24 protein-coding genes and 1 pseudogene are annotated in these 25628 nt (G+C 38.3%); 10 read left to right on the top strand and 15 right to left on the bottom strand.

Annotation, left to right across the window (positions count from 1 at the left end; all coding sequences use genetic code 11):
- Window positions 1-63 precede the first annotated feature (63 nt).
- The 3 genes from NBX03_RS10205 to NBX03_RS10195 are packed head-to-tail and all read left to right on the top strand — an operon-like array spanning window position 64 to window position 2427.
- Window positions 64-1122 (top strand): 3-methyl-2-oxobutanoate dehydrogenase subunit VorB, encoded by a 1059-nt coding sequence (locus tag NBX03_RS10205; RefSeq protein WP_250227674.1) that lies wholly within the window; start codon window positions 64-66, stop codon window positions 1120-1122.
- Window positions 1122-1886, top strand: a complete 765-nt coding sequence (locus NBX03_RS10200; RefSeq protein WP_250227673.1) for a thiamine pyrophosphate-dependent enzyme — start codon at window positions 1122-1124, stop codon at window positions 1884-1886. Before NBX03_RS10205 ends, NBX03_RS10200 begins: the two co-directional genes overlap by 1 nt.
- The gene (locus NBX03_RS10195; protein WP_250227672.1) at window positions 1879-2427 is read left to right on the top strand and encodes a 2-oxoacid:acceptor oxidoreductase family protein; all 549 of its coding nucleotides are present in this window, start codon (window positions 1879-1881) and stop codon (window positions 2425-2427) included. Before NBX03_RS10200 ends, NBX03_RS10195 begins: the two co-directional genes overlap by 8 nt.
- Before the next feature lie 113 nt (window positions 2428-2540).
- Here the strand turns inward: NBX03_RS10195 and NBX03_RS10190 are convergent.
- The 10 genes and pseudogenes from NBX03_RS10190 to purH form a co-directional block, all read right to left on the bottom strand.
- A pseudogene (locus NBX03_RS10190) lies at window positions 2541-2663 on the bottom strand (sporulation transcriptional regulator SpoIIID); the annotation flags it as partial.
- 190 nt (window positions 2664-2853) lie between these two features.
- Window positions 2854-3738: a fumarylacetoacetate hydrolase family protein gene (locus tag NBX03_RS10185; RefSeq protein ID WP_250227671.1), complete on the bottom strand. Its 885-nt coding sequence runs from the start codon at window positions 3736-3738 to the stop codon at window positions 2854-2856.
- A gap of 19 nt (window positions 3739-3757) precedes the next feature.
- Complete coding sequence (locus tag NBX03_RS10180; RefSeq protein WP_250227670.1) at window positions 3758-4549, bottom strand: diguanylate cyclase domain-containing protein; 792 nt, start codon at window positions 4547-4549, stop codon at window positions 3758-3760.
- 248 nt (window positions 4550-4797) lie between these two features.
- A complete protein-coding gene (tsaD, locus tag NBX03_RS10175) occupies window positions 4798-5820 on the bottom strand; it encodes a tRNA (adenosine(37)-N6)-threonylcarbamoyltransferase complex transferase subunit TsaD (RefSeq protein WP_250227669.1) in 1023 nt (340 codons plus the stop codon).
- 11 nt (window positions 5821-5831) lie between these two features.
- On the bottom strand, window positions 5832-6374 hold the full coding sequence (locus NBX03_RS10170) for a DUF6715 family protein (RefSeq protein WP_250227668.1): 543 nt from the start codon (window positions 6372-6374) through the stop codon (window positions 5832-5834).
- Between the two features lies 1 nt (window position 6375).
- Window positions 6376-7371 carry a hypothetical protein gene (locus tag NBX03_RS10165; protein ID WP_250227667.1) on the bottom strand — a complete coding sequence of 332 codons (996 nt, stop codon included), beginning with the start codon at window positions 7369-7371 and terminating at the stop codon, window positions 6376-6378.
- On the bottom strand, window positions 7372-7941 hold the full coding sequence (locus NBX03_RS10160; protein WP_250227666.1) for an anti-sigma factor family protein: 570 nt from the start codon (window positions 7939-7941) through the stop codon (window positions 7372-7374). It abuts the gene before it with no gap.
- Window positions 7928-8506 carry an RNA polymerase sigma factor gene (locus tag NBX03_RS10155; RefSeq protein WP_250227665.1) on the bottom strand — a complete coding sequence of 193 codons (579 nt, stop codon included), beginning with the start codon at window positions 8504-8506 and terminating at the stop codon, window positions 7928-7930. The genes NBX03_RS10160 and NBX03_RS10155 overlap by 14 nt, the downstream gene beginning before the upstream one ends.
- 302 nt (window positions 8507-8808) lie before the next feature.
- Window positions 8809-9714 (bottom strand): ribonuclease Z, encoded by a 906-nt coding sequence (locus tag NBX03_RS10150; protein ID WP_250227664.1) that lies wholly within the window; start codon window positions 9712-9714, stop codon window positions 8809-8811.
- Between the two features lie 19 nt (window positions 9715-9733).
- On the bottom strand, window positions 9734-11284 hold the full coding sequence (gene purH / locus NBX03_RS10145) for a bifunctional phosphoribosylaminoimidazolecarboxamide formyltransferase/IMP cyclohydrolase (protein WP_250227663.1): 1551 nt from the start codon (window positions 11282-11284) through the stop codon (window positions 9734-9736).
- Window positions 11285-11777: 493 nt separating this feature from the next.
- Here purH and tsaE point away from each other — a divergent pair, with 493 nt between their 5' ends.
- The 5 genes from tsaE to NBX03_RS10120 all read left to right on the top strand — a co-directional run bounded on the left by tsaE (window position 11778) and on the right by NBX03_RS10120 (window position 17159).
- Complete coding sequence (gene tsaE / locus NBX03_RS10140; RefSeq protein WP_250227662.1) at window positions 11778-12209, top strand: tRNA (adenosine(37)-N6)-threonylcarbamoyltransferase complex ATPase subunit type 1 TsaE; 432 nt, start codon at window positions 11778-11780, stop codon at window positions 12207-12209.
- Window positions 12210-12234: 25 nt separating this feature from the next.
- The gene (gene tsaB / locus NBX03_RS10135) at window positions 12235-12942 is read left to right on the top strand and encodes a tRNA (adenosine(37)-N6)-threonylcarbamoyltransferase complex dimerization subunit type 1 TsaB (RefSeq protein ID WP_250227661.1); all 708 of its coding nucleotides are present in this window, start codon (window positions 12235-12237) and stop codon (window positions 12940-12942) included.
- Complete coding sequence (gene rimI, locus NBX03_RS10130) at window positions 12920-13378, top strand: ribosomal protein S18-alanine N-acetyltransferase (RefSeq protein ID WP_250227660.1); 459 nt, start codon at window positions 12920-12922, stop codon at window positions 13376-13378. The genes tsaB and rimI overlap by 23 nt, the downstream gene beginning before the upstream one ends.
- Window positions 13378-15774, top strand: coding sequence for a Lon protease family protein (locus NBX03_RS10125; RefSeq protein WP_250227659.1), 2397 nt, complete (start codon window positions 13378-13380; stop codon window positions 15772-15774). The genes rimI and NBX03_RS10125 overlap by 1 nt, the downstream gene beginning before the upstream one ends.
- A gap of 224 nt (window positions 15775-15998) precedes the next feature.
- Window positions 15999-17159, top strand: a complete 1161-nt coding sequence (locus tag NBX03_RS10120; protein WP_250227658.1) for a YibE/F family protein — start codon at window positions 15999-16001, stop codon at window positions 17157-17159.
- Window positions 17160-17370: 211 nt separating this feature from the next.
- Here the strand turns inward: NBX03_RS10120 and NBX03_RS10115 are convergent, their stop codons facing one another.
- On the bottom strand, window positions 17371-19236 hold the full coding sequence (locus NBX03_RS10115; RefSeq protein ID WP_250227657.1) for a YgiQ family radical SAM protein: 1866 nt from the start codon (window positions 19234-19236) through the stop codon (window positions 17371-17373).
- 18 nt (window positions 19237-19254) lie between these two features.
- Window positions 19255-20616, bottom strand: a complete 1362-nt coding sequence (locus NBX03_RS10110) for an RsmF rRNA methyltransferase first C-terminal domain-containing protein (protein ID WP_250227656.1) — start codon at window positions 20614-20616, stop codon at window positions 19255-19257.
- Window positions 20617-21198: 582 nt separating this feature from the next.
- Between NBX03_RS10110 and NBX03_RS10105 the strand changes: the two genes are divergently transcribed.
- Complete coding sequence (locus NBX03_RS10105; RefSeq protein WP_250227655.1) at window positions 21199-21783, top strand: flavin reductase family protein; 585 nt, start codon at window positions 21199-21201, stop codon at window positions 21781-21783.
- Window positions 21784-21834: 51 nt separating this feature from the next.
- Complete coding sequence (locus tag NBX03_RS10100; protein WP_250227654.1) at window positions 21835-22065, top strand: hypothetical protein; 231 nt, start codon at window positions 21835-21837, stop codon at window positions 22063-22065.
- Window positions 22066-22209: 144 nt separating this feature from the next.
- Here NBX03_RS10100 and NBX03_RS10095 read toward each other — a convergent pair whose 3' ends face one another.
- The 3 genes from NBX03_RS10095 to NBX03_RS10085 form a co-directional block, all read right to left on the bottom strand.
- Window positions 22210-22425 (bottom strand): helix-turn-helix domain-containing protein, encoded by a 216-nt coding sequence (locus NBX03_RS10095; protein WP_250227653.1) that lies wholly within the window; start codon window positions 22423-22425, stop codon window positions 22210-22212.
- Between the two features lie 49 nt (window positions 22426-22474).
- Complete coding sequence (locus NBX03_RS10090; protein ID WP_250227652.1) at window positions 22475-23125, bottom strand: DUF2975 domain-containing protein; 651 nt, start codon at window positions 23123-23125, stop codon at window positions 22475-22477.
- A gap of 110 nt (window positions 23126-23235) precedes the next feature.
- Window positions 23236-25395: a DNA topoisomerase III gene (locus NBX03_RS10085; protein ID WP_250227651.1), complete on the bottom strand. Its 2160-nt coding sequence runs from the start codon at window positions 25393-25395 to the stop codon at window positions 23236-23238.
- Window positions 25396-25628: the final 233 nt, after the last annotated feature.

Genomic DNA, 25628 nt, shown 5'->3' with positions numbered 1-25628 from the left:
TGGATATTAAATTTAAAATGAATGTGGACTTTTTGAGGTTTAACACTATCAGGGGGTGCTGTTTTGGAAAAACGCTTTATGAAAGGCAATGAGGCAATAGCAGAGGCTGCGGTAATGGCCGGATGCCGTTATTTTTTCGGTTATCCCATTACGCCGCAGAATGAAATTCCGGAATATATGTCATGGAGGCTTCCGGAAGTAGGCGGAAGCTTTGTACAGGCTGAAAGTGAAATAGCGGCAATCAATATGGTTTACGGAGCAGGCGGAGCAGGCGCAAGGGTTATGACAAGCTCATCAGGTCCGGGAATATCTCTTAAAGCAGAAGGTATTTCTTATATTGCAGGAGCCAATATTCCCTGCGTAATTGTAAATATAATGAGGGCAGGTCCAGGGCTTGGCGGAATACAGCCTTCCCAGAGCGACTATTTTCAGGCAACCAAAGGAGGCGGCCACGGAGATTACCACTGTCTTGTATATGCTCCTTCAACAATACAGCAGGCGGTGGATTTTACCCAGATAGCTTTTGATAAGGCCGATGAATACAGGATTCCCGTAATGGTTTTAGGCGACGGTATGATAGGCCAGATGATGGAGCCTGTAGAAATAAAAGAAGTAGAGCCTGCAAAGACAGATAAAAGCTGGGCAGCTGTAGGCTGGAGCGATAAAACCAGGCCAAGAGCCGTTATAAACTCTCTTTCTCTCGACCCGGGCAAGCTTGAAAAAATGAATGAGCATTTACAGGAAAAATATAAAATTATATCTGAAAAAGAAGTTTTATACGATACCTTTAACACAGAAGATTGCGACATATTAGTTGTTGCATACGGAAGTACGGCAAGAATAGCCCGTTCGGCAATAAGCGAAAACGAGCTGAAGGATAAAAAGGCAGGTCTTTTCTGCCCCCTTACAGTTTGGCCCTATCCTACGAAAGCGCTCCAGGAAGCCGCAAAAGGCAAAAAGGCAGTTTTAGTAGTGGAAATGAGCGCAGGCCAGATGGTTGAAGACGTTCGCCTTGCTTTGGGAGACACAGTTCCCGTGCATTTCTATGGCAGAATGGGCGGTATTGTGCCTACCTCGGAGGAGATATTTGCTGAAATAAAGAAATTAGGGGAGGTGCTATAATGCAGGTTTTAGAAAAGGAAAGCGTTCAGGTTTTTAAGAAAACCAATATGCTTAATGATGTGGATTTCCATTTCTGTCCAGGCTGCACCCACGGAATTATACACAGGCTCATTGCAGAATCAATAGAAGAGCTTGGAAAAAGTGACGAGTGTATCGGAGTTGCACCGGTAGGCTGTGCAGTTTTGGCATATGATTATTTTAACTGCGATATGTTTGAAGCGGCTCACGGAAGGGCTCCTGCCGTGGCTACCGGAGTTAAAAGAGTTCATCCCGACAAGCTTGTATTTACTTATCAGGGAGACGGAGACCTTGCTTCCATAGGAATTGGAGAAATTATTCACGCTGCTGCAAGAGGCGAAAACATCTCATGCTTCTTCGTAAATAATGCTATATATGGTATGACAGGCGGCCAGATGGCCCCTACAACTTTGATAGGCCAGCAGGCTACTACGGCCGTTGCGGGAAGAAAGGCCGATATTAACGGTATGCCCATTAAAGCAAGCGAAATGCTTGCGCAGATTGACGGGGCATATTATATAGAAAGAGTTTCCGTATGCGATATAAAAAGCATCAATCATGCTAAGAAATGCATAAAAAAGGCGCTCCAAAACCAGATAGACAATAAAGGCTTTTCTCTTATAGAGATCTTATCTACATGCCCTACCAACTGGAGAATGACACCCCATGAATCTATGAAATGGGTTATGGATAAAATGGTTAAACAATTTCCTTTAGGCCTTATTAAGGAGGGAAATAATGAATAAGATAATTTTAGCAGGATACGGCGGTCAGGGCATGCTTCTTTGCGGACAGCTTTTAGCCTATGCTGCCATGAACGATGGAAAGCACGTTACATGGCTTCCTTCCTACGGTCCTGAAATGAGAGGCGGCGCAGCTTCCTGTTCAGTAGTTATTTCCGAAAAACCTATAGGAAGCCCTTTTGTTCAAAATGCAGATGCGGTAGTTGCTCTGAATAAGCCTTCCTTCGATAAATTCCATTCATCTGTTAAACCCGGAGGAAGCATGATATATAATTCTTCTATGATAGAAGCAGGAGAATTAAGAGACGATATTGATTATTACGCCATAGATTTTACTGAAATAGCTATGGGTCTTAATAATATCAGAGTAGCCAATATGGTTGCCCTTGGAAGCCTGAACGAGGTTTTACAATGCGTTGATAACAAGGCCATTGTAGAAGCCCTTGAGCATAAATTCGGCGAAGGAAAAGCCCATCTTATAGAAATCAATAAAACAGCAATTAAAAAGGGCGTTCATGCAGTAAAAGAAGTAGCTCTTGCATAATAAGAAAGAGGGTGCAGCAAAGTATACTTTGCTGCACCCTCTTTTTCTTTAAAGTCCCATAAGACTTTAAGGTATCAGTGAGAATGAATTTATTTAAAAACGTTCACTTAAGGAACATCTTTATGTACTGTAGATTTAGATATGCCAAACTTTTTTGCAGTTTCCCTAACGGTCGCATTGGAGCTGATAATAAAGTTTGCAACCTGTATTGCCCTTTCCTCAATATATGCTTTCAATTAATTGCCCCTCCTTATATACACGTTCTTTAAATGTATATGTGGTATAAATGGCAATTATGAAAGCAATCTTAAGCTTATTGCCATAGTTTAACATAATTTGCTTTTATATCAGGCACATTTAAGAAAATTCTTAAAACAGCCTGTCTTTTTAGGCCATGAACCGGCGCATATCAGCTGGAATATCTTATTATTTAATAGTGTTTTTTAAAGTGCCAATCTGAGATATTTCGCATTCTACAATATCACCTTTTTTCAGATACTTCGGAGGGGTAAAGCCCATTCCAGTGCCGGCAGGGGTGCCTGTTGCGATGATGTCGCCGGCTTCAAGGGTGATTCCATTTGAAAATTCCGATATAATATGGTCGATGCCGTATATAAGAAGGCTTGTATTGGAGCTTTGCCTGATTTCTCCGTTTACATAGGATTTAACATCAAGGCTTAAAGGGAAGGGGAGAGCGCTTTTATGAACAATGCATGGCCCCATGGCGGAATAAGAGTCAAGGCTTTTTCCTCTTAGCCACTGAATATGGCCTCTTTGTATTTTTCGGGAAGAGAAATCGTTAAATACGCTATAGCCGAATATGTAATCATAAACGGATTCCTTCGGTATATTTTTCCCTGTTTTACCTATGATTACGGCAAGCTCCGCTTCATAATCCAGATTTTCATCAATGTCGAACCGGCTTTCAATTTCCTCTTCGGGGCCTGTAATGTGAATTGCTCTTTTGGCAAAATAGACACAGGCTTTAGGATCAGACTCAGGGGTATTGAGGCCTCTGTTTCCCTCAGCAATATGCGCTTTATAATTAAGGCCTACACATATAATATCATGAAGGGGTTTTTCGATAGGAGCAGATAATTTCACTTTTGAAAGCACGGCATCAAAAGAAGAATTATTTTCATAAACCTGCTGAAGCCTTGAAATTTCCTCTTCTTTATGGAAGGCTATAAATTCGTTCATACTTCTGTAGTTTTTATTAAGGCTGCGGTTTATATTTATGATATGATTGCCGTCTTTTGATATAATGCCTATATGGCTTACTTCTCCTGTTTTATAGGATATAAATTTCATTTGTATTCTCCCTTCGCAATTACTGGTTCAGCAATGCCTTTGCCTTTGCTAATACGGAGGCGCTGTCATCTTTATTTTTTTCGTTTATTTCAAGTATTGAATGCTTTAAATTAAAGCGATAAAGAGAATCTTCCAATCCGTTTAATATATCAAGCTTATTGGCGATGGTGGTAATTATATTTTCAACGATTCCCACAGGGCATTTAGGGAAAATTATGATAAAAGAATCATTTCCCATCGTGGCGAAAATATCCGTTTCTCTAATAGAGCTGGACGTTGTCTGAACAAATTTTATTATATGTTTTTCGAGGCTTTCTTTATCTGGATATTTATCACAGTCAAGCTTAAGATAAGCGAGAGAAAAAAGTGGGCTCTGGCTGTCTTTGGCGCTTTCAAGGAAGCTTTCAAGGTATTGCAGGCCGCTTTTTTTGTCATAAATCCCTGTGAAAGGATCCTTCGTTTTTGAAAGGTCAAAATACCCTTCATATATAAGGCCGGTTATTTCCGTTCCTGTGATGATAAGAAGGGGCTTTTCATATTCAAGAAAGGGCAGAAAGCTGAAAACAATCCATCTGCCATTTATGGCATGGCCCCAGGTAAGCTTCTGGCTTTCTTTACTGAAATTTTTAATATAGCCCGAAATTTCTTTGGAACTGCTGAAAAAAGAGGATATGCTTTCCCTTTCCCATCTTTCACCGATTAAGGAAAGGGCCTCATTATTACAGTAAATGAGCCTATCCGCTAAGGGGTCGGCAACGCAAATCATAACAGGGCAAGTTTCAAGTATTTTGTATTGAGCCTGCTTATCCATTTTTCACCTCTACTTATTATAAATATAAATACTTAAGCCTTAATTTATTATACATATAAACATAAAGTTAAGCAACATAGTGAATTTAAAGTACTGAAAAAATAGTAAAACCAATATTAATGTGAGCTCCATGGAATTAAAATTCCGTCAGATTTTTAATACTATTCATATAAATTGAAGAAAAGCACTGGAAACTGATACTTATAACGTGAAAAGCCCCTTGTTTGCCAAGGGGTTCACGCGTTACATTATGCCCCTGTAAGCTCCAAATTAGGGTATGCATTAAGGCTTAAGGGGGACCTTAATCCGCTTATATACTCATAATATCCACAGGAAGCAATCATTGCCGCATTATCGGTGCAGTAGATAGGTTCCGGCATATAAAGCGTTATGTTGTTTTCAGTACATATTTTTAAAATTTCATTTCTTAAAGCTTTATTGCATGAAACACCGCCTGCTAAGGCAAGTTTATTTGAGTTTTTATTTTTGCAAGCAAGCAAGGCCTTCTGTGCAAGAACATCTGTTACGGATTTTTGAAAAGACGCACAGACGTCGGGGATGAATATATTTTCTCCTGTCATTTCCGCTTTATTAAGGTAATTTAAAACGGCAGATTTTAAACCGCTGAAACTAAAATCAAGGCTTGTATCGTCAAGCATGGCTCTGGGAAATTCAATTGCATGAGGGTTTCCATCGAGAGCGGCCTTTTCAAGTTTAGGGCCTCCCGGGTATCCAAGGCCTACGGCCCTTGCAACCTTATCGAAGCATTCGCCGGCGGCATCATCTTTTGTCCTTCCCATGATTTCGAATTTACCGTAATCCTTAACATAAACAAGATGCGTATGTCCGCCCGATACCACAAGAGAAACAAAAGGCGGTTCAAGCTCTTTATGACATATAAAATTGGCGTAAATATGCCCTTCAATATGGTTTACACCTACAAGAGGCTTGTTTGAGGCATAGCTTAAAGCCTTTGCATAATTAAGCCCTACGAGAAGGGCCCCTACAAGCCCCGGCCCATAAGTAACCGCTATGGCGTCTATATCGTGAAGAGAAACTCCGGCAACCTGAAGGGCTTCGTCAATTACAGGGCTTATATTATAAATATGGTTTCTTGAAGCAATTTCAGGAACCACACCGCCGTATTTTTCATGTATATTGATTTGTGAAGCTATAATATTTGAAAGAACTGTCCTTCCGTTTACAACAACAGCAGCTGCCGTCTCGTCGCAGGAGGACTCAATGCCTAATATATAAATATCTTTATCCAATTTCGATACTCCTAATCTTCTGCCTTTTCTTCCCAGCTTAATATTTTCCAGTTACCTTCTTCCAAAATAAGGGTGTGTATAAAATTTATCGATTGCCCCGTAAGAATGAAAGCGGTTTCAACTTTACATATTCTTTGGGAAACTTCATCATAGGCAACGCTTATTTCTTCAAAACCCACAACTGATTTTTTTGCTTTTTTAAAATCCCCTATGCTGTTCTTAACGGCTTCCAGCTGGGCGTCGTAGGGGTTTATTTCCAGCAGTTCTTTTGAAAAAAGCATACGTTCAATTTTAATTACATCTTCAATTTCTTCTTCCGACAAGTTATTATTATAAAGAGAACTTACTGCTTTGTAATAAACTTCAACAACGTCTTCAGGTTTTACAAGATATGTTTTGTCAAGGTCTAAGGCCATAAGTTCGTTATATTCCGTCTTATTATCTGCATTATTATTTTTTGAATAGGTTGAGAAGGTAATAATACAGATGAAAACTATTATGAATATAAATAAATAGCTGTTTGCATTGCGTTTACCTCTTATGATGGAAAACACCTCACTTAATATCTTTTACTACTATATTTCTTATATCGTCAGTACCGGGATTTTTATTATAATTTATGTTTAAATCGTAAGGCGTTTCGTAAAAACGTTTTCTAATAAAGCCGTTCACTATATTTGTAAAAAATATGCCAAGACATAATATAGGCATGAGTATAAAGTTGAATATTAAGCCAACCACAGGAAGAAAAGTCATAATTTCTGATATTATGCCTCCTATGACCGCATTAACGTAAGGACCGGCTTTGATATTGAGCTGATTTGTTATTAAATCTCCCATAGTCATATTTAAGCTTACCTGGCCGTTAAGGGATATAAGAAAAACAAAAATCCCTATAAGAACGGCAATGGCAACCCCCACCACGGACATAAGAAACATAAGGGATAAGGCTATAAGTATAAAATAAGAAAACAGCCCGTAATGCAATATACCGAAAGGCTCCTTTAGAATGAGAACGCTTCCCTGTTCAAAGAAGCCCTTTTTAAAGCCCAGAAGGATAAGGCATATGAGCTCTCTTGAAACAGAAAGAAAAACGATGATAACCATAGCAGGAAGAACGTCGCTGTAAACTTTATAACCGTTTATGGAATATATATTGGAAAAGAGCTTTTCAAATACGATAAAAGCCTTTACCTTTGCGGAAGCATTGCCATGTACGCTTACAATGGAGGAAAGAGTATATATATTTCCGCTTACCATTGCTTCTTTTTCCATTACAAGTTCGGAAAAAAGGCAGTAAATATTACCTTCAATCTTACCTTTTATAATGGAGCTGCTTTTAAAAAATACCAGGCTTCCCTTATGTCTGTTTAAGAAATTGCTTTGGGACATAAAAAAAAAGGAGCTGCCGGAGGTATTCTGTGAAAAAACATAACTTTCACCTAAATTTACCTTGCCGATATTAACGCCTGCTGCATCGCTACCGTAGACAGTGCCTGCGGTAAGAGCAACTAACATAAATATCAACATCAGCGCCTTTTTTATTTTCATTTATTCTTCAACCTTACCCTTTTCTTTTTTGTATAGAAATATTTGCAGAGCAAAAAGCGATACTGCAACAACTAAAATCAAATATTGGAAGCTGTTTAAAAACATAGCCACTTCGTTGATGGTTTTTGTCATAATAGAGCCTATGTTTGCCGTAAGCTCCGTTACAAAATTGGACACAGGTCTAAGCATCGCCACGTATGCTTCAAGCTGGGGGTATCCTGACATAATATTAAGAATAGCTTCTCTGTTTATAAATAAAATAAAGCTAAGGCCTAAGAGAGAACCTAATACAGCAGCAAGTACGATAAAAATAGTATTTGTATTTTTTTCGGACTTATTATATATAGGCTCAAGCTTGGCAATTTCTGCCATGACCCTAATTTCCAAATCCTCGGGAGCTTCAATGCATTCGATACTTGAAAATTCCTTCATTAAACTATCGTATATTAAAAAGTCCGTTCTGCATTTTTCGCATTCTTTAAGGTGTGTGTTGAGTTTTAAAGCTTCGCTCTCTGTTAAAGCGTTATCCATATATTTCATGAAATATTCATCGGATTTAGAGCAATTCATAATTATCACCTTCTTTCATGCTTATGATAGCTTCTTTCAGCATTTTGCGGCCTCGGAAAATTCTGTTTTTAACCTTTGACAAGGGCTCCTCTATAACGTCTGCGATTTCCTGATAGCTTAAGCCCTGCTGATGATAAAGAACAATAGGAATTTTATACATATCGGGAAGATTGTTTACAACTTCCTTAAGCATAATAGCCTGCTCCTTTTTAAGATAATCACTTTCAGGTGAACCTTTTGCAGATATTTCGTAATCTATTTCGTCGATGGGGATTGTTTCTTGTTTTTTCTTACGCCTGTAGTCGATTACATGGTTTGTGGTAATACGTATAATCCATGTGCTGAATTTATAATCGGGATAATACTTATTGAGGTTTTTATATATTTTAATAAAAACCTCCTGTGCAAGGTCGTTTGCTTCCTCCCTGTCGTTTACCATTCTTAATATAACGGAGTAAACAAGGTTTTTATATCTTGAGACCAACTCTGCAAAGCAGTCATTATCACCGTTTACGCACATCTGTATGATTTCATAATCACTTTTGTCCTTGTAAGTATTTATCAAATTTTCACCCTCTTTGAATAAAGGCAGAACGTATAAGGATAACAATAAGAAGCCTTTATTATATATCTATTATACGGCAAAAATATAAAATTGTCTTATTATATAATATAAATACTTGAGGATAAAAATGGTTTGCTTGCATTATATCATAAATCGCAGGATTTGCTTATATATTTTCCTTGGGAAAATGTGTTCGCGAATAAAATCAGGTGAAGCTTCATTTTATTTCTATTATACCAAGGGAATCTGAAAAACAGTACAAGTGCAGGCTTATAAATTTTTCAAGTTTCTTAACCATAAAGCTATTCTGAAAAAAGTAAAGCCGCTGTTTTTCTGTCAAAGCCTAAATGCGTATTTTCAAATATATCTTTAGCAACGCTTAAAAACTCTTCAGGTGCCGTTAGAGAAGGGCTGTAGTGGGTAAGCCAAAGCTCTGAAACATTGCCCTTTTTTGCAAGGGTTGCAGCCTCTGAAAAAAGCATATGCTTATATTCCATGGCTTTATTTAATTTTTCATCTTCACCGTAAATGCCTTCGCATATGAATAAATCGGAATCTTTTATAAAATCCGGCAAAGCAGCTACAGGCCTTGAATCTGTACAGTAAGACACTTTAAGGCCTTTTCTTTCGTCACCCATTACCATTTCGGGAAGATATTCCTTTCCCTCATATAGAACCATTTCATTTTTTTGAAGGATTGACCAGTAAGTTCTTGGAAGGTTCAGGGCCTTTGCTTTATTGATATTAAACTTTCCTCGTCTTTTCACATCGATAGAATAGGCGAAGCAGGGCATACGATGCTCCACAGGTAAAGAGCTTATATGGAAATCTCCGATTTTAATATTTGTTGCATCTTCCATTTCATGGAAGATAATTTCAAAGGGAAGTTCCGGAGCAATTACAAGAAGACATTTTACCACAATTTCAAGACCTTTAGGGCCTATCATATGGAGGGGCTCTGTTCTGCCTGAATTGGTTATGGTAAGCAGAAGCCCCGGAAGGCCGGCAACGTGATCGGCGTGAAAGTGGGTTATCAGTATCACATCTATATTTTTAAAGCCCCAGCCAAGCATTTTAAGGCTTACCTGTGTTCCTTCGCCGCAGTCCAGAAGAAGAAAACGGCCGTTCAGCCTTAAAAACATACTTGTGAGAAATCTGTTTGGAAGGGGCATCATGCCGCCGCAGCCAAGCAGAGCAATATCCAGCATAATCAGTATCCTCGTTTCATTAATGTTTAAAATGCCTCATACCGGTAAAAATCATGCTTATACCGTATTCGTCGCAAAGCTTTACAGACTCTTTGTCTCTGATGGAGCCGCCGGGCTGTATAATGGCTTTAATACCTGCCTTATGGGCTTGTTCAACACAGTCGGAAAAAGGGAAGTAAGCGTCGGAAGCAAGAACTGCACCTTCTGCACCGTTTTCAAAAAATTCCTTCCCGTGGTCTATGGCCTGCTTGCAGGCCCATATACGGCTTACCTGTCCGTTCCCTATGCCTACGGACTGAAGGTTTCTGCATATAGCAATGGCATTTGATTTTGCATGTTTTACTACCTGCATAGCAAATATAAGGTCTTTCATTTCTTTTTCGGAGGGCTTTGCTTTGGTAACGCATTTAAAGTCTTCTTCATTATATAAGCTTACATCGCTTTCTTGAATTAAAAGCCCGCCGGCTACTTTTTTAATATCATAGCTATTATTTTTATTATTTCCAATATTATTAATCTTTAAAAGGCGAATATTCTTTTTAGACTTCAGTATTTCAAGTGCTTTTTCGGAAAAGTCCGGCGCGATTATGATTTCAAGGAATATTTTATTGATTTCCTCAGCGGTATTTTCATCAACTTCTCTGTTGAAGGCAACAATTCCGCCGAAAATAGATACGGAATCACTTTCGTATGCCTTTAAATAAGCCTCATGAATACTGCTGCCCAATGCAACGCCGCAGGGTGCAGAATGCTTGCAGGCAACGACTGCAGGCTCCGTAAATTCTTTAAGGAGCATAAGGGCGCCGTTAGCATCGTTTATGTTATTGAAGGAAAGCTCTTTGCCATGGAGCTTTTCTGCCCCTGCGATGGTTCCTTCAATATTTCCGGTTTCTTTATAAAAGGCTGCCTTTTGCTGGGGATTTTCGCCGTAACGCATATCCTGGGCCTTTTCATAAGTTAAAGTAAGGGTTTGGGGAAATTCTTCAATCCTTGCCAAAGGCTTTAAATAATTACTGATCATGGCATCGTAATGAGCCGTATGCATAAAGGCCTTTGCCGATAAATAAAATCTTGAATGAGGGCAGGTATCACCGTCCTTTTCAAGTTCCTCTATGATTTTAGGGTAATCCGAAGGGTCGGTTATGACTGTAACATATTTATAATTTTTAGCGGCAGCTCTGACCATGGAAGGGCCGCCGATATCGATATTTTCAATAGCTTCTTCCAGTAAAACTCCTTCTTTTGCAATGGTTTCCTTAAAAGGATAGAGATTTACTGCAACAATATCAATAAGGCCGATGTTAAATTTTTCAAGGTGCTTCATATGGTCTTCGTTTTCTCTAACGGCAAGAATTCCCCCGTGTACCATAGGGTGGAGAGTTTTTACTCTTCCGTCGAGGCATTCAGGAAAATTCGTTATGCTTTCAACATCTAAGGCCTTTACACCTGCGTTTCTTAAAGCCTTACAGGTGCCGCCGGTGGATATAATTTCCACGCCGAGACGTTCAAGGTCCTTAGCAAAGTCAACGATGCCTGTTTTATCACTTACGCTTAAAAGCGCTCTTTTCATTCTTTATCACCCGTTCAATAGTAAATTATTTGCCATGCCATAATGGTAGTTTTTCCTCATACATTTCCCGCAGGGAAATGTATTCGTGAATAAAATCAAGCTTTGCTTGATTTTATTCATATTCTACCATAATAACATAATTTTGGAAACATCTACTTAAGGCAGTAACAAAAATCTATTTTTCACAAACGGTTTAATATAATAGGAACGCTTATATTAAGCCATTCAAAATATACGGTTTTTATTACCGTAATCAAATTATTTTACTATAAACAAACTCTCCTTCGTTGAAAACCTTTCCGGAAGGGATTCAAACTTTCCTTGAAGCTTTGAATATTCTTTGATTTTTATAAAAAGACATAAACTTAGGGAGGGATTGATATATCTTTTTTCGTAGATTTGCCGTGAGAGCAGGGGTTTTATTTTACTACGGATTGAAATATAAATATAACTGTGCTAAAATTTTCTAAGAAACTTGGAAAGGAAAGTTGCTATGATATATGAATCCTTTTCGCCTGAGGAAACCCGAAAGATTGCCTTCGATATTGCAGAAAACGCCAAAGAATCCGCTGTTTTCTGTCTTACCGGTGATCTTGGGGCAGGGAAGACAGTTTTTGCAAAGGGTTTTGCCGAGGGCCTTGGAATAAATGAGCATATAACAAGCCCTACGTTTACTATATTTAATATATATAATGGAAGAATTCCATTATATCATTTTGACATGTACAGGATAGAAGACGAAGATGAGCTTTATAATCTGGGTGTTGAAGAATATTTCTATGGAAAGGGAATATGCCTTATAGAATGGCCTGAAATGGCTATGAGGCTTATACCTGACCATGCTGCATGGATAAGTATAAAAAAGGATATAAATAAATCAGAAGATTACAGAAAAATAGAAATCAATTTTTCAAAACCAAACTAAAGAATATTTGATAAAAGGATAAAATATGAAAATATTAGCGATAGAAACAACAGGGGGACCTTCCTCTGCCGCTGTTTTAGACGGAAGCAAAATAATAGGGGAATTTACCCTGAACAATAAAGTAAACCATAGCGAAACTATAATGCCCATTGTTGAAAGCCTGATGAAAATGCTTGATATGGCGCTTTCTTCTATGGATTATATTGCCTGCTCAAGCGGCCCCGGTTCTTTTACAGGTCTTCGAATAGGAGCGGCTACGGCAAAGGCATTGGCTCACGGCGCTAAAAGGCCTCTTGTTATGGTTCCTACATTAGATGCTCTGGCATATAATGTTTTAGAAAAAGAGAGCCTTATTATACCGATAATGGACGCAAGAAGGGGCCAGGTATATACAGCCATTTACGAAAATAACGGGAAAATTATCAGAAAAAGCGATTACATGAACATAGAATTTACCGAGCTTTTATCTAAGATAGATAAAGGCGGCAAAGCTGTATTTTTAGGCGATGGAATTGTGAATTACGAAGATCTTATAAAAGAAAGGGGCTATGCAATCGCTCCTTTAAATATGAATATGCAAAGGGCCGGTTCCGTAGCATTGGCAGCTTCGGAACTTATAAAAGAAGATAAATTTTCCGACTATAGGGATTTTGAGCTTATGTATTTAAGAAAGCCCCAAGCCGAGAGGGAATATGAGGAGAAATTGATTCATGATAGAAATAGTACCCTTTAAAAGGGAACACTTAGATGATGTTTATGATATAGAATTAGGCTCTTTCTCTGTACCCTGGAGCAAAGAGGACTTAGCAAAAGATGCATTTGAAAACAAGCTTTCCGTATATTTTGTTGCCCTATATGACAAAAAGGTTTGCGGCTATGCAGGCATGTGGCATGTGGTTACAGAAGGCCATATTACGAATATAGCCGTGAAAAAGGAATTCAGGGGTTTAGGCATTGGCGATAGGCTTATGAAAGCCCTTGAAGAAGTGGGCAGAGAAAGACAAATGCTTGGTCTTACACTTGAAGTGAGGGTAAGTAACGGCCCAGCCCAGAGGCTTTATGCAAAAAATGGGTATAAGGTTGAAGGAGTAAGGAAGAACTATTACGCCGATACGAAAGAAGACGCCCTTATAATGTGGAAGTATTTAATTGACGAAGAGGTGGTTTAATGGCAAAAAGGCTTGATTATAAAGAGCTTAAAAAGAATACTCTTTTTAATAAAATAGAATTTAAAAGCACATCGGAGATTACGCCGTTTGTAGGAATTATAGGCCAGCAAAGAGGGGAAAAGGCTCTTAAATTCGGCCTTAACATAAAGAAAAAAGGCTATAACATATACGTATCCGGTATTTCAGGATCCGGAAAAGCAACCTTTGCAAAAAAGTTTGCCGAGGAAATTGCTCTTACGGAAAAAACGCCGGAAGATATGTGCTATGTATATAATTTTAAAAATCCGAAACTGCCTAAGCTTTTAAAGCTTCCTCCCGGAATGGGAAAAAATCTTCTGGAGGATATGGATGAGCTTGTTGCCTCTTTGACAGAAGAAATCACAAGGGTTTTTACGGATAAAGATTTTGAAAACCAAAAGGGCGGTATATTAAAAAGCTTTCAGGAGAAAAAAGATAATAAAATAAAGGAAATGTCGGAGTATGCGAAAAAATATAATTTCGGAGTAAAGTCTACAAATTCCGGCATTTATTTTATGCCCTTGCTTGACGGCGAAGCCCTCACAGAAGAGCAGTATGAAGAGCTTTCCCAAGAAGACAAGGATAAAATCACTGAAAATTCTGAAAGCGTTCAGGAAAGCGCCGCGGAATTTATGCGGGATATAAAGGAATACGAGAAGCAGGCAAGAAAGGATATATCAAATCTTGAATACAGCACGTCTCTTTTCATTGTGGGGCGTTTTATAGGCGAGCTTTTTGAAAAATACGAAGCTTCTAAAGTAATCGTAGATTATCTGAAAGAGGTTAAGGAAGATATTTTAAATAATATCCATGACTTTAACGATGCCGACAGTGACGATGAAGAAAGTGTCATGGCAATGCTTCCGTGGTACAGCAGAAGAGGCGGGGAAAATAGCCTTACAAAATATAAAATCAATCTGATTGCAGATAATTCCGAAACAAAGGGAGCGCCTGTAATAGAGGAATTTAACCCTACCTACTCCAATATCGTAGGAGACATTGAATACGACAATGAATACGGCAATTTTACTACCGACTTTATGAAAATCCGACCAGGGGCCCTTCACAAGGCCAACGGAGGGTATCTCATCGTTTCGGCCCATGATTTGTTTTCAAACCCCTATGCGTGGGATTCTTTGAGAAGGGTTTTAAGAACGGGGGAAATTACCATCGACCCCTTAAGGGAATATGCCACAGGAATTTCTTTAAGCGGTATAAAACCCGAAGCTGCACAGGTAAACGTAAAGGTTATCATCGTAGGCTCTCCTTATTATTATGAGCTTATTTCCTATTATGAGGACGATTTTCATAAGCTTTTTAAAATCCGTGCAGACTTTGATTATGAAATGGACTATAATGTCGATAATCTCAAGAAAACTCTCGGTTTTGTAAAAAGCTATATAGACAGAGAAAACTGTATGGATTTTGATTATGCCGCCATAGGAAAACTCATAGAGGTTTCTTTAAGAGATGTCGAAAGAAACGATAGGCTTACCGCAAGGTTCAGCTTGCTTACGGAGATTATCTCTGAAGCTTCCGCTTGGGCTTCCATGGACAATCAAAATATTGTTACGGAAGAATACGTAATTAAGGCTGTAAAAGAAAGAGATTACCGCCTTAATATGTATGAGGAAAAGCTTGACAGAATGATAGAAGATAATTCAATCCTCATCAATACCACCGGCAGCAAAATAGGCCAGATAAACGGTCTTGCGGTTCTTGACATGGGGGATTATATTTTTGCAAATCCCGCCCGCATCACAGCAACTACCTATGCCGGAAGGGCCGGCATCATAAATATTGAAAAGGAAGCGGAAATGAGCGGTTCTATCCACGATAAAGGCGTTCAGGTAATCATAGGTTACCTTGGAAGCGTATACGCTCAGGAATTTCCCCTTTCCCTTTCCTGCCGCATTTGCTTTGAGCAAAATTACAGCGGTATAGACGGGGACAGCGCTTCAAGCGCCGAGCTTTACGCCATCATATCAAGCCTTTCGGATATGCCCCTTTCCCAGGAAATAGCCGTTACGGGAAGCATAAATCAGTTTGGAGAAATACAGCCCATAGGAGGCGTTTCCTATAAGGTGGAAGGGTTTTTCGATATATGCAATAAAAGAGGGCTTACGGGAACTCAAGGCGTAATAATTCCCGAACAAAATATTCCGGACCTTGTTTTAAAAGACGAGGTTTTAGAAGCCATTAAGGAAAATAAATTTCATATTTATCCTATAAAGAAGGTTTCCGAGGGCATAGAGCTCCTTATGGGCTCTCCTGCCGGTGAGAAAGATTCAAAGGGGAAATTCCCGCCGGATTCCGTTCACAGCAAGGCCCTGAAAAAGCTTAAAAAATTCTATAAAAGAGCCGCTGTTGAAATCTAATAAAATAAAGTAAAAGCTAAGGAGACAAAAGCCCTTACGAAAAGGTGAGCTTTGTCTCTTTGGCTTATATAGTAAATAAACTTGAAAAAACATCAAGTTTATTTGCTGTATACAGAAGGAAAACTTATTAAACATGAAAACAAAAAGACTGTTTTCATGTTTAATAAGCATATCTGTACTTGCAAAAGAAATGGTTCGGCAGCTATTTGCCGAAAGGAGGACCCATGAGAAAAGAACTGTTAATTTACTTAGGTGCGATTATACTTTCCATTCTTTATCTATTTGTAGGGAATAAAATAGCCATGAAAAATTATAAAAGCTATTTCGATACCCAAAGCACAGGGCTTAAAGCAAAGGTAATGGAAGTAATTGAAAGAACAAACGAAAAGATTCTTGGTGTTTCAGAAGATGAGGGAAATATTATCATAGAATTCAGGGCCAAAATATTATCCGGTGAAAGAAAAGGCGAAGAAATCATAGCCAAGCAGTATAAATACTCTATCGAGCCTATGCCTCAAAAGGAAGTTGAAAAAGGGGATAAAATTCTTTTGATGGAAGATGCCTATATCGAGGCCCAAGATGAATGGATTATGGGTACTTATATAAGAAGCGACGCTCTTATGGCGCTGGGGGCAGTTTTTGCCGTATGCCTTATTATATTCGGCGGATTTAAGGGAATCAACACGCTTATTTCTTTGATTTTTACATGCCTTTCTATTTTCGTCGTATTTATTCCGGCTATTTTATCGGGGCTTAATATATATCTCTGGTCTATTATAACCTGCTTTTATATTGTTGTAATGACCCTAACCCTTGTAAACGGTATAAATGTAAAGAGCCTTTCCGCAGGAATCGGCTGTATAGGCGGCGCTGTTTTAGCAAGCCTTATCACTCTTTTTATGAATAAATTTCTTCATCTTACGGGGTTGGTAGATGACCAGTCTATATTTCTGCTTTTACTCAATGAAAATAACCCTATTGACTTAAAGGCCGTTGTGTTCAGCTCTATATTAATCGGGGGAATAGGGGGTATGCTTGACGTTTCTGTGGATATTTCCTCCGCTCTTTCGGAGGTGGCCCGAAAAATGAGAAAAAGAAGCTTCAAAGGCATCTATCAATCGGGAATCAATATTGGCCAAGATACCATAGGAACCATGGCAAGCACTTTGGTTCTCGCCTATATCGGCGGTTCCCTTTCCATTGTGCTTTTGCTCATAGCCTATAATAATTCTTTATTATATACGATGAATATGGAAATGATTGTAGTTGAAGTGCTGCAGGCCATTGTCGGAAGCTTTGGCATGCTTCTTACAGTTCCGTTGACTTCACTTATATCTGCAAGGCTTCTTACAAGAGATATTGATAAGGAAAGGGAACTATATTAATAATAGTAACATTTTAATAAAGCAGTAACAAAAATATTTTTGTTACTGCAATTATCTATTTTACTTTAAATTGCTGTTGCAATCTAAACCCGCACTTTCTAAGCCTGCACGGTATTTTTAAATTATATTTGTCTGTTTTCCAATTCTGTGTCTTTTTATACAAATAATAAAAACCTTGGAGGATAAAACTCTCCAAGGTTTTTTAATGAGCTTAATTCTTTTTTCTGTGTACGTTTCTTATGGATTTCTTTTTTTCAGGGGCTTTCTTTTCGGGAGCTTCCCTTTTCGTTGTTCTTGGCCTTATCAGGCATTTTTTATCGAAACCGATTAAATCCTGCCTTCCGGCTTTCATAAGGGCCTCTTTTACAAGGTCGTAATTTTTGGGAAGCCTGTACTGCATTAAAGCCCTTTGCATGGCCTTTTCATGGGGAGATTTGGGAACATAGACCTTTTCCATGGTGCGGGGGTCTATACCTGTATAATATATACAGGTGGAAAGAGTCCCGGGCGTAGGATAGAAATCCTGAACCTGTTCAGGGGTATAGTTTAAGTCTCTTAAATATTCCGCTAGCTCTACGGCGGAGGAAAGGTCGCTTCCCGGGTGGCTGCTCATAAGGTAAGGGACGATAAACTGGTTTTTATTAAGAGCTTTATTAATATCAGCATATTTTTTCGTAAATTTAAAATAAACTTCTTTTTGGGGCTTCCCCATTTTTTCAAGGACATTTTTTGAAATATGCTCAGGAGCAACCTTTAGCTGTCCGCTGATGTGATGCATGCAAAGCTCTTTAAAAAATTCATCATCCTTGTCATGGATAAGATAATCATATCGAAGGCCTGAACGGACAAAGACCTTCTTTATGCCTTCAATGTTTCTAAGCTTTCTTAAAAGGCTTAAGTAATCCTTATGACTGATGTCAAGATTGGGGCAAGGATCAGGAAAAAGGCATTGCCTGTCTTTACATGCGCCGTATTTCAGCTGCTTTTTGCAGGCGGGCATACGAAAGTTTGCCGTAGGGCCGCCGACATCATGGATATATCCTTTAAAATCAGGCTCCCATACGAAGTTTTTGGCTTCTGATAGAATCGACTGATGGCTTCTGGCTTGAACTACACGGCCTTGATGAAAGGCCAAGGCGCAGAAATTACAGTTTCCATAACAGCCTCTGTTGGAGATGATGCTGAACTTTACTTCTTCTATGGCGGGAATGCCGCCGTCCTTTTCATACATGGGGTGGTAATTTCTTTCATAGTTCAGAGAATATACATTATCGAACTCAGAGGTTGTTATAGGGGCGGAAGGGGGCGTCTGAACTACATAAAAATTCCCATAAGGCTCTATTAAGGTTTTCGCTGTGATGCTGTCGGTGTTTTCATATTGGCTTAAAAAGGATTTGCAGTAGGCAATTTTATCTTCTGAAACCTCCTTATAAGAAGGGAGGATAATATAATCCTGTACGCTTGAAATATCAGCCGTTTTATATACACAGCCGGAAATATAGCATATGTCCTTTGCTTCTATGCCGCTTTCAAGGGCTTCCGCAACCTCTATAATCTGATGCTCAGCCATGCCGTATATGAGAAGGTCGGCAGAACTATCCAAAAGGATGGAACGCCTTACTTTATTATCCCAATAGTCGTAATGGGAAAGCCTTCTCAGGCTTGCTTCTATACCCCCGAGGATTATGGAAGCATCTTTATAGGCTTCACGTATTTTATTTGAGTATACGATGGTTGCCCTGTCGGGGCGAAGGCCCATTTGACCGCCGGGAGAATAATAATCTCTGCTTCTGGGCTTTTTGGCCACGGTATAATGATTCACCATAGAATCTATATTGCCCCCTGAAACCAAAAAGGACAAACGAGGCAGGCCGAATATTTTAAAACTCTCTAAATCCTTCCAATCAGGCTGGGCAATAATGCCTACGGTATATCCCCGGCTCTCCAAAAGCCTTCCGATAATGGAAATACCGAAGGAAGGGTGATCCACATAAGCGTCCCCTGATACCAGAATAAAGTCCAGCTGCTCTATTCCTCTTTCTTCTAAATCTTTTTTGCATACAGGTAAGTAATTCATCTCATCATCTCAATCTAATCAATTCATCATAAGGCCTTTGGGATATTTATTTTTAATCTGCCCGTTTGAGGCTTTTCCCCAGCCTATGGGCCACTCATTTAAGCATAGAAGCACATAGCCGTCTTTTATATCCATATGAAGGCTTTCACCTTTTAAATATCTGTAAAGGGCTTCATCAGTTTCAGTAAAGCTTACGATGTTTTTAGCATTATTTTTATTTAAAGCCATGGCAAGGGCATGGCTTGGCTCAAAGCGTTTTTCTTTTAAATCGCCAAGGTAAAAGCCGCTTCTTACGGTTCTTATGCCCTTTAAATCTGTGATGCCGTAAGGGAGCATCATTAAAGAGGATTCATGCTGTACCATATTTCCTTCCAGTTTAATGTTTAAATTGTTTCTACAAAAATCATGGAAATATTCAATGTTTTTGATTTTATTCTCTTTAAAAGGAGGGGCTTCGTAAGGCATTTTTTCTCCGTTATGCTTTAAAAGGGCTATAAAATGGCCCTCTCCCTTTTGCCTTTGGGGCCATATTCTTCCGCAGGCAGAAAGGCTTTGCGCATTTTCCGATAAAATAGCCATGCCTTTTGAAATGCCGTAATCTTCATGGTCTATGGGCATAATAGAAAAAGAAAGGTTATTATCCAGAAAGTCTTTTATAATAAGTTCGTTTTCCATAATATTAAAAGTACAGGTAGAATAAGCAATGATTCCGCCGGGCCTAAGCATTTTAGAAGCTTCCAAGAGCAAATTTTTCTGTATGGGAATATAATATTCAGGACCTTTTTCTATATAGCTATTTACGGCGTTTTCGTCTTTTCTGAACATGCCTTCGCCGGAGCAGGGGGCGTCAATTAATATCTTATCAAAAAACTGAGGAAATTTTAAGGAAAGTTTTTCAGGAGCTTCACTTAATACACAGGCATTTTTTATTCCCGCAAGCTCTATATTTTTAAGAAGAATTTTTGCTCTTGAAGGGCTTATGTCATTTGAAACAAGAAGGCCTGTTCCTTTTAATCTTGAGCCGATATAGGTGCTTTTCCCTCCGGGTGCAGCACATAAATCAAGGACTTTATCATTTTCTTCTATGGGGATTACAGAAGCAGGAAGCATTGCGCTAGGCTCCTGTATATAGAAAAGCCCTGCATGGTAATAAGGGCTTTTTCCCGGCTTAAATTCTTCGTCATAGTAAAAGCCCTCCTTGCACCATTTGACAGGCTCCTCTAAGCCTTCCAAAATGTCTGAAAGTCTTTCAGGGCTTATTTTTAAAGTATTTGCCCTTAAGCCAAGGGCTTTTTTATCCTTAAGGCTTAATTGATAGCTGGATATTTCTTCTTTTAAAATTGACTCCAAATGCTTTAAATAATCTGGCGGAAGAATCATATTTTTTCATTCCTCATAATAAAAATCTATTATCTATCTAATGTTCTATTTTAAAAACCCAGACATTAATCATTTTGACGAAATTCATTTCCGGCAAAATGGGGGATTTACAAAGTTTCTTTGGATACCTTATAAATCTTTTTACAGTGCCTTGCCAAAATTTTATTTTGGCACCAGGGGCAAATGCTTTTATGCGTTTAAACTATAGCAAAACAAGATTAAGGTAGGAACAAAAACCTATTTTTCATAAAGGGCTTAAACTATAGAATCGCTATTTTAAGCCATTCAAAATATACGATTTTTGTTACGCTAATTCATTGTTTTGCCATAGGTGTATACTGACTTCAATTATATTACTAGATTTGAGGATAAATATCAAGTTTAACAGTAACCGTGCTTAATAAAATAAAAACTCATGAATAAAAACTCAAATATGCTTTACAAAACTGAAACCATACTATAAAATGTATTTTGCTTACAGCATATTAATTATTCAGGATGAATATAGTAAAGCAATATCCGTATATATTTATCCGGCATATTTTTATAGAAATAAGCTGCTTGTATAAAAGGGGTGATATTATGTCAAGACAAATATGGAAACCGGGCACTATGATATATCCGCTGCCGGCCGTATTGGTAAGCATGGGAGATTTTCATAAGCAGGCCGACTTTAATATGGTTACTGTTGCTTGGACGGGAACCTTATGTACAAATCCGGCCATGGCATATATTTCTTTGAGGCCTGAAAGGTACTCTTATAATATCATAAAAAAATACGGCAATTTTGTTATTAACGTAACGACTGAAGAACTTGCAAAAGCCACAGATTTCTGCGGGGTAAAAAGCGGAAGGGATATTGATAAGTTTGAGCATACGGGGCTTACGCCTATAAAATCAACTATGGTTTCGGCTCCCTCCGTTAAAGAAAGTCCTATTTCCATAGAATGCATAGTGAAGGATATTCTGCCCCTTGGAAGCCATCATATGTTTTTATCCGAGGTTTTAAGCGTTTCGGCAGATGAGAGCCTTATGGATAATACAGGCAAGTTTCACCTTGACAAAGCCAAGCCGCTCATTTACAGCCATGGCAAGTATTATGGCACAGGAAAAAGCATCGGAGGATTTGGATTCTCCGTTAAAAAGAAGAAAAAGGATACTAAATAAACACAACCAACATATAATATATCTAACAAATAACAAGGAGAGTTTTTAATTATGGTGCAGATTGAAGAAGTTATTATTTTATCAGCTGACAAAAGCGAGGACGTATGGACGATTGAAGGAGAAATTACATTTGAAGGTGATTTGACCACTCCGTTTTCAACTGATTACGATACTTTGGAAGATGAGCTCTTAAATTTACAAATTGAAATAAAGCCGGATAAATATGACAAAGAAGAGCTGAAGGAATTAATAATTGCAGCAGCTGAGGAGTTTGAAGAATAATTCAATTGCTTCACTTAAGTTATTATGGGCATTCGCTCAAGGTAATGGTGTACTTATGAAAAATTAAGCAGGTTTAAAGGCTTAAAATTAATTATTAATATATAAAAATACCCGATACATATCGGGTGTTTTTATATATTTTGATTATTGTTTAATGTCTTTTTCATATTCCAATATATCACCGGGCTGGCAGTCAAGCTCTCTGCATATGGCCTCAAGGGTTGAAAAACGGATTGCCTTGACTTTACCTGTTTTTAAATTGGAAAGGTTTGCGTTGGTTATTCCTACCCTTTCAGCAAGCTCGTTCAATGAGATTTTTCTGTCTGCCATAACCCTGTCTAATCTTAATATTATGCTCAAAGGACCACCTTCAGCTTTCTTATTTCAAGTATAGTTAATTTACTTTAAATTATATAGTTTCATCATATTCTTCCTGCAAATAGCTTCCGTAGCTGAATATCCTTGAAAGAATAATCATGAGAAGCCCTACGGCTATGAGAATAACATCTTTATCACGAAACCTAAGGCCTATCCATACATCATTATATGCGAATATAATAATAGCAAAAAGAGCAAGAGTGTTGGCAAAACCAAGCAGAATTATATTTCCGCCTATTTGGGCTATCTTTTTAGCATTGTCTTTCAAAAACGGAGGATATTGTTCTTTCATGTTTTTAATAATAGACATGATATTTGCTGCAATACCGATTACCGGAATGTAAAAAAATAATACAGTAACGATGCTATGAACGATTCCTAACCTTTTTAAAAGAGAGCTGTTCATTTCATGATATTGTAGTATCTTATCGTTAGGAAATATTCGGCTTATATTTTTTCCGCCTTCTATGGGAGCTGTGATGCTTATTTCGTAACCCGATATATTTTCCGTATAAAAACGCTCCGGTGATACCCTTGCTGCATTGAGGATATAAATGACTTCATTTGCGATGCTGACAGAAATTAAAACCATAATAATTACCGTAAAAGCAATCAGAAGATTACAGTGCTGCGGATTGATTTTAAACGTATCCTTTGTAAAAGATTTTGTATTGATATTCATTACCTCGCCTCCTTTAGATATATTATAAAGGAGAGTATCATAATAATCAATATATTTTTATCGATTATCAATAATAATATATTGAATAAAAATAAAGGGACAGTGTTATATCAACTGTCCCTTGTTTTTTGCTTTTCAGAATTTATCCTATTGACATTTACAATCTGTAAATAAGGATTTTTTTCCATATCCAATACCAAATCTGCTGTGCATTCTTCGCCGGTTTGAGGCATTACTATTTTAATGCCTTCGATTTTTCTTTTGTGCAGGGCTTCAGTTATAATTTTTTCGTCGAGCTTAAGACCGTATCGGTCTAAAATGCTTTTCCAAAGAGTAAATTTACAGCCTTCCTTCCATCTGCTGCAATAAAATGCCTTTGTGTTTTCAAGGACTTTTCCTTCCTTGCATAAAGGACAGTCTCCAAAGCTCTTGGAAGGATATTTCTTTGTCTTTTTTTCGTCTTTGGGAAAATGAACCGCAGCACTTGAGCTTTTAGAGCAGTCAATTATGTATTTTACATACCGGCCGATGCTGTCCATGAATTTTCTGCTGTCCATATTGCCCTTTGCTATGGAAGTGAGGCCTTTTTCCCATTTGCCTGTAGTTTCGGGGGATTTCAGCTCATGGGGGACGGTTTTTATTAAATTCATTCCTTTTTCGGTAGGGATCAAATTTTTGCCTGAACGGGTTAAATATCCTACAGAAATCAGCCTTTCTATAATTGCGGCTCTTGTGGCAGGCGTACCGATGCCCGATTCTTTAAGTTTTTCCTTAAGGGTTTCATCGTCTACAAAACGGCCTGCGTTTTCCATGGCGGCAAGAAGGCTTTCTTCTGTATAAAGCTTCGGCGGCGTTGTTTTTTTAGAGATAAGCTCCGTATGAAGCACAGGAAATTCCTCACCGATTTTAACATCGGGCAGTATGGCCTCTTCTTCTTCCTTGGCAGGCTTTTTATCGTCTTTATAAAGCTCCCTAAACCCCAGCTGGATTACAGTATTTCCTTGGGTAACAAATGTCTCTTCCTCTGAAAGGGTTATTATTTTTGTTACGTTATAGATATAATTAGGGTAAAACGCCGCAAGAAATTTTCTTACGATTAAATCATAGATATTGTATTCACCGGAAGAAAGCGCTTTTAAATTAGCCTGCTTTTCCGTAGGAATAATGGCGTGGTGGTCAGATATTTTCTTATTGTCTACGATTCTTTTGGTAATCGGAAGCTTAGGAAGAGAAAGGACGTAATGAACATAATCTCCATAAGGCTCCATATTAAGCTTTTCAATTACTGTTTTAAGCTTTGGGACCATATCGTCGGAAAGATACTGACTGTCGGTTCTTGGATATGTGATAAGCTTTCTCTTTTCATAAAGGTCCTGGGCGATACTTAAGGTATCCTTTGCAGAATATCCGAATTTCCTGTTGGCCTCTCTTTGAAGCAAGGTCAAATCATAGAGAAGCCCGGGAGGCTGGGATTTTTTTTCTTTAATGATATCTTTGACAGTGCCGGTTTTACTTTGTAGCTTACTTATGATTTCATTTGCCTTTTCAAGGTCAAACAGTTTATTATCCTTTAAATCTTCTGTTGACCAAAGGCCTATATATTCTCCGAACTGAGCTTTTATCTGCCAATAATCCTGAGGAACAAAGGCGTCTATTTCCTCCTGCCTCGATGTGATGATTGCAAGGGTAGGGGTTTGCACCCTGCCTATGCTGAGAAGAGAATTATATTTCAGGCTGTAGGCTCTGGAGGCATTAATGCCTACAAGCCAGTCGGCTTCTGAGCGGCATTTAGCCGAATAATAAAGATTGTCGTAATCGGAGCCTGGCTTTATATCCTGAAAGCCTTTTTTTATGGCGGCATCCGTCATACTGGAAATCCACAGCCTTTTAAAAGGCTTCCTGCATTTTGTAAACTCATAAATATATCTGAAAATAAGCTCACCTTCCCGTCCGCTGTCTGTTGCGCAGATGATAGATTCCGTATCCTCGGAATTCATAAGCTTTTTAAGGATATTAAGCTGCTTTTGCGTTTTAGGAGCAGACTTAAGCTTTATTTTTTCAGGCATAATGGGAAGGTCGGCAATTTTCCATTTTTTATATTTTTCATCATAGTCTTCCGGCTCCGCAAGGCTTACAAGATGGCCCAGAGCCCATGTAACAATATATTCATCTGACGAAAAAAAGCCGTCGCCTTTAACTTTTGCATTAAGTACTTTTGCAATATCCTGGGCTACCGACGGTTTTTCGGCAATAATTAAAATTTTACCCAAATTTAAAACTCCTTTGTATTATTGGAGGGCGTAAAACCCAAACAGATTCAATTGCTTTATTATTATTTTTACACAGCAAGTCATAATAATCAAGTTTTAATAAAAATAAGTAGGAGTCTATACGTCTTAGTGTATAGCCAATCAAGTTTTAGTTTAATTCGGCGGCAGCTTATATATTTATACAAGGAGGCTTTAATTTGCATTGACAGTAGGCGAAAAGGTGTTTAGAATAT

It is taken from the genome of Anaeropeptidivorans aminofermentans, assembly GCF_940670685.1.
GTDB lineage: Bacteria > Bacillota > Clostridia > Lachnospirales > UBA5962 > Anaeropeptidivorans > Anaeropeptidivorans aminofermentans.
Note: the sequence above shows the minus strand (reverse complement) of the source record. Positions and strands in the feature narration are given on the sequence as shown.

Coding starts and splice junctions, on each gene's coding strand:
- NBX03_RS10200 (WP_250227673.1), top strand. CDS start 1,122: ATGCAGGTTTTAGAAAAGGAAAGCGTTCAGGTTTTTAAGAAAACCAAT.
- NBX03_RS10195 (WP_250227672.1), top strand. CDS start 1,879: ATGAATAAGATAATTTTAGCAGGATACGGCGGTCAGGGCATGCTTCTT.
- NBX03_RS10185 (WP_250227671.1), bottom strand. CDS start 3,738: ATGAAATTTATATCCTATAAAACAGGAGAAGTAAGCCATATAGGCATT.
- NBX03_RS10180 (WP_250227670.1), bottom strand. CDS start 4,549: ATGGATAAGCAGGCTCAATACAAAATACTTGAAACTTGCCCTGTTATG.
- NBX03_RS10165 (WP_250227667.1), bottom strand. CDS start 7,371: ATGAAAATAAAAAAGGCGCTGATGTTGATATTTATGTTAGTTGCTCTT.
- NBX03_RS10160 (WP_250227666.1), bottom strand. CDS start 7,941: ATGAATTGCTCTAAATCCGATGAATATTTCATGAAATATATGGATAAC.
- NBX03_RS10150 (WP_250227664.1), bottom strand. CDS start 9,714: ATGCTGGATATTGCTCTGCTTGGCTGCGGCGGCATGATGCCCCTTCCA.
- purH (WP_250227663.1), bottom strand. CDS start 11,284: ATGAAAAGAGCGCTTTTAAGCGTAAGTGATAAAACAGGCATCGTTGAC.
- tsaE (WP_250227662.1), top strand. CDS start 11,778: ATGATATATGAATCCTTTTCGCCTGAGGAAACCCGAAAGATTGCCTTC.
- tsaB (WP_250227661.1), top strand. CDS start 12,235: ATGAAAATATTAGCGATAGAAACAACAGGGGGACCTTCCTCTGCCGCT.
- rimI (WP_250227660.1), top strand. CDS start 12,920: ATGATAGAAATAGTACCCTTTAAAAGGGAACACTTAGATGATGTTTAT.
- NBX03_RS10125 (WP_250227659.1), top strand. CDS start 13,378: ATGGCAAAAAGGCTTGATTATAAAGAGCTTAAAAAGAATACTCTTTTT.
- NBX03_RS10120 (WP_250227658.1), top strand. CDS start 15,999: ATGAGAAAAGAACTGTTAATTTACTTAGGTGCGATTATACTTTCCATT.
- NBX03_RS10115 (WP_250227657.1), bottom strand. CDS start 19,236: ATGAATTACTTACCTGTATGCAAAAAAGATTTAGAAGAAAGAGGAATA.
- NBX03_RS10110 (WP_250227656.1), bottom strand. CDS start 20,616: ATGATTCTTCCGCCAGATTATTTAAAGCATTTGGAGTCAATTTTAAAA.
- NBX03_RS10105 (WP_250227655.1), top strand. CDS start 21,199: ATGTCAAGACAAATATGGAAACCGGGCACTATGATATATCCGCTGCCG.
- NBX03_RS10100 (WP_250227654.1), top strand. CDS start 21,835: ATGGTGCAGATTGAAGAAGTTATTATTTTATCAGCTGACAAAAGCGAG.
- NBX03_RS10090 (WP_250227652.1), bottom strand. CDS start 23,125: ATGAATATCAATACAAAATCTTTTACAAAGGATACGTTTAAAATCAAT.